Here is a 1,320-nt window from a genome sequence, read left to right as displayed (position 1 = left end):
GGGCGCACGGAGCGCCGAGCATCATCTGGCGCCTTTGGACTTGAGGCGCGACGCAGGGATAGCGAGTACGCACATACCCCCGCGGCCCCGCCCCACAGACGGCAGACCGCGCAGCACCGTCCAAGGCGCAGACGCCCACGCACCCGCACCACCGACGAACCCAAGGCGCAGGCCCCAGCCCAAGGCGCCCCGCCAGGCAAGGCGCCCCGCCAGACCCCCTACCCGTCCCCCCGAGCCGTAGCCAGCAGTTCCTCCGCGTGGGCCCGCGCAGTCTCCGAGTCCTCCTGGCCCGCCAGCATCCGCGACAGCTCCCGTACCCGGTCCTCGCCCTCAAGGACCTGGACCCCGGACCGCGTCACCATCCCGTCGTTCGTCTTCTCGACCAGCAGCTGGCGATCCGCGAACGCCGCGACCTGCGGAAGGTGCGTGACGACCACGACCTGCGCCGACTTGGCCAGCCGCGCGAGCCGGCGCCCGATCTCGACCGCCGCCTTGCCGCCGACGCCCGCGTCGACCTCGTCGAAGAGGTACGTCGGCACGGGATCCGTGCCCGCGAAGACGACCTCGACGGCGAGCATCACGCGCGACAGCTCACCGCCGGAGGCCCCCTTGGCGATCGGCCGGGGCGGCGCCCCGGGATGCGGGGCGAGCAGCAGCTCGACCTCGTCGACGCCCGCGGGCCCGTACGCGACCGTACGCCCGCCGACCTCGACCCCGTCCCCGCCCTCGGGAACCTCCGTACAGCTGATGGCGATCGAGACGCGGGCGTGCGGCATGGCGAGGGAGGCCAGCTCCTCGGTGACCGCCGCCGCGAACCGCGAAGCCGCCTCCTGCCGCGCCTCGGTCAACGCCTGCGCGAGCCCGGCGAGTTCGGCACGCAGCGCGTCCCGCTCCCCGGTCAGCTCCGCCAGCCGCTCGTCGTCGCCGTCGAGTTCGGTGAGGCGCGCCGCGCCCTCCTCCGCCCAGGCGAGGACGGCGTCGATGTCGGCGCCGTACTTCCGGGTGAGCTGCGTCAGCGCGGCCCGCCGCTCCTCGACCGCGGCGAGCCGCAGCGGGTCGGCGTCGAGGTCGTCGGCGTACCCGGCGAGCTCACCCGCCACGTCCCCGAGCAGGATCCCGATCTCACCGAGGCGATCGGCGAGGGCGGACAGGGCGGGGTCGTGCGACCGTACGGCCTCGAGAGCCCGAGAGGCACCCGCCACCAGCGTCGAGGCGTCGACGCCCTCCGGGTCCTCGGGGTTGCCGGCGAGGGCCGCGTGCGCGGACGTGGCGGCGGAGGCGAGGGCCTCCGCGTGGCCGAGCCGCTCGGCCTCGGCGGCG

1 protein-coding gene is annotated in these 1,320 nt (G+C 75.4%); it reads right to left on the bottom strand.

From position 1 onward, the window contains the following. Window positions 1–218 precede the first annotated feature (218 nt). Window positions 219–1,320, bottom strand: a 1,102-nt coding sequence (locus AOK22_RS38445) for a DNA repair protein RecN (protein ID WP_425264120.1), incomplete at its 5' end; no start/stop codon positions are given.

It is taken from the genome of Streptomyces silaceus, from assembly GCF_001419745.1.
Lineage (GTDB): Bacteria > Actinomycetota > Actinomycetes > Streptomycetales > Streptomycetaceae > Streptomyces > Streptomyces silaceus.
This window is presented reverse-complemented; position numbering and strand designations above follow the sequence as displayed.